We start from the raw sequence: 2355 nt of genomic DNA on the forward strand, positions 1-2355 counted from the left end.
CTTTCAGTCGAGCCATTAATGATGTATCCATACCACCATATTTGGCACGCCATTTATAAAAGGTAGCATTACTCATGCCGTGTTCACGGCAAAGGGTCGCTACAGGTGTGCCAGATTCTGCCTGTTTTAAAATGGACATGATCTGGCTGTCAGTAAATTTAGATGTTTTCATGCAGAATCTCCTGCTCGTATCTTAAGAGAAAATTCTACTTTTAGATCCTATTATTTTTAGGGGGGATTACCCTTCATCTGCCATTGACCTATGAATATGCTCAAAAATATTATGCCAACTTTTAACTATTTTATTAATGAATATGGATAAATTCTCTCCTCTATCTATATATTCGAAAATGAACTGGATTGAACGTTCATCCTGATTTGATAATAGCTCAAATAAGTTGTTGTAATGATCTTTGAATTTAGTATAGTTCTCAAGTATATAGTCGACTAAACAAAAATTAAGAATGCTTGTATGTAAAAATTGTCTAGGGGTTAAGTATTTTTCTAATACTTTTTCCACATTAGTTAAAGTTATATCAAAATCTGAGTTTATATGGTTTATAACACTTTGAGCATAGTCTCTTTCAGTAATATTTATTACACTGTCAATAAAGAATGAAATATAGTCAGAATAGTGCTCGTCTATGTAACCTTCTCTAACTAAAAATTGAAGTAGAGGTGGATGTATATCAGATTCAAAGAATTCTTCACTTGAGTTTATAGTGAGTAACTCTTTTAATGTATTTTGCTTAAGATAATTTCTTTGATTAACTAAACCTTGCTTTTCCTCCAATAATTTTCCACGATTCGTTGTTTCACTATTTTAAATTCTATTTTCTCTTTCTTTATATGAAAGCGTAGTGTTAACTATATTTTCAATTATTTGGAAAGTAAATTTAGTATCTTCAATATTTATAATTTCACAGCGCATATATCGATCATTGTTTTGAATTTCAACAATCCATTCAAGTTTTTTGGAATTCTGAATAACTTCGAAACTTTCATCATTTGTGAGATTTTGGTGATCAAGATCCAAGCTGTCAGCTTTTAACTTTATTAAATAAGAAATTTGGTTATGCTGTATACTGTGGCCAGAACGATGAAAATTTGTGACAATAGGCATTCTGCTAAGAATTTCATAAATATATAATTTTCTTAATTCAGTGATGGTTTGAATTTTTTCTAATTGGGATGCTTGAATTTTCTCATCCAAAGCGACAATTTCATGTTTAATTTTTTCTAATTGATTTGAAATAATTTTTTTCTTTTTAATTGTAAAAATTTCATATATTTCACCTTGATTAGAGTGTAGATTTGCAAATTCGGCAGGGTAGTAGTTTTTATAAATTATTAAAGCTAATAATTTGTTTTTATTTAGATTTGGGTTGTTAAGTTTCTTTACATAGAGTTTAAATTCATTAAAAATATTTGTTACCAGTCTCATATCATCAAAATAAAGTGAGACCTGATGTAGGAAAACATCTTCTATTTCATCGTGTAGTTGACTATCACTTTGTTTGTTAATATAGTTTTTTCGAATCAAATCATAAGCATTTGTGGGGTTTATGACAGGAATAATTGGGATGATAAAATCGAAAAACTTAGATCGATCTTTATCTTTGAACATGTTATCTCTAATAGCGTATAAAAATACTATAGGACGGTTTACTTGCTTTGAGTTGTTGATAAGGGTATTGAGCTCCCTTAGTCGAATAAAAATTTCTGAATTTTCAAAACGATCTAGATCTTCAATTATGATAACGTCAAATTTTGTTCTTTCAAAAAAATATAAAATCTCATCTAGGTGTTTGTTCAGTATTGATTCTGATTTTTCATTATTTAATGTGATTTCAGTATCTTGAAACTTCAACTTAAGTTCTTTTAGCTTTTCAATATATTTTATTCCAGTAAATAATCCAACTATGCAAAATAATAAGAATAATAATGAAGCAGTTGTTGTAGGTAGTTGGTCTGAACTAGCCAATATACTAAGCTTTTCAAAAAAAATACTTTGTGGAAAAAATACAAATAGTGCTAGAAAAGCCCAGAGGAAAATAAAAAGTGTATTGGCAATTAGCTCTCTAGTTTTAACAGTTACGATGCGCTTTAGTCGAGAGCGAGGTAATGTTTTTTGATCGACTGAATAAAAGAGTTGTTGTAGTATGCTTTTTTCTATAGCTTCAATTTCAATTTCTTTACTATTAGCGTTTCCCACTTCTAATTCATCTTGGCTTTGTTGCACAAAGATTTGAAATGCAAAGCGCCCCTAATTGAGCCAAATTTAAGGCGTAACTTGGGTAAGTGGTCGACCTAATTCCGTAAATCTGTTGAGGACTGCTACACGTGCATGAATTT

Annotated in this window: 3 protein-coding genes; all 3 read right to left on the minus strand. The window is 29.9% G+C overall.

The genetic code is table 11. From position 1 onward, the window contains the following. On the minus strand, positions 1-172 hold a 172-nt coding region (locus FTT63_RS15235; RefSeq protein ID WP_180192465.1), incomplete at its 3' end, for a transposase. A gap of 66 nt (positions 173-238) precedes the next feature. Then, positions 239-793 carry a hypothetical protein gene (locus FTT63_RS15865; protein WP_227554590.1) on the minus strand — a complete coding sequence of 185 codons (555 nt, stop codon included), beginning with the start codon at positions 791-793 and terminating at the stop codon, positions 239-241. A 30-nt stretch (positions 794-823) separates the two neighbouring features. Further along, positions 824-2242: a hypothetical protein gene (locus tag FTT63_RS15240; protein ID WP_227554673.1), complete on the minus strand. Its 1419-nt coding sequence runs from the start codon at positions 2240-2242 to the stop codon at positions 824-826. Positions 2243-2355: the final 113 nt, after the last annotated feature.

This window comes from Acinetobacter sp. C15, from assembly GCF_013420645.1.
Classification (GTDB): Bacteria; Pseudomonadota; Gammaproteobacteria; order Pseudomonadales; family Moraxellaceae; genus Acinetobacter; species Acinetobacter indicus.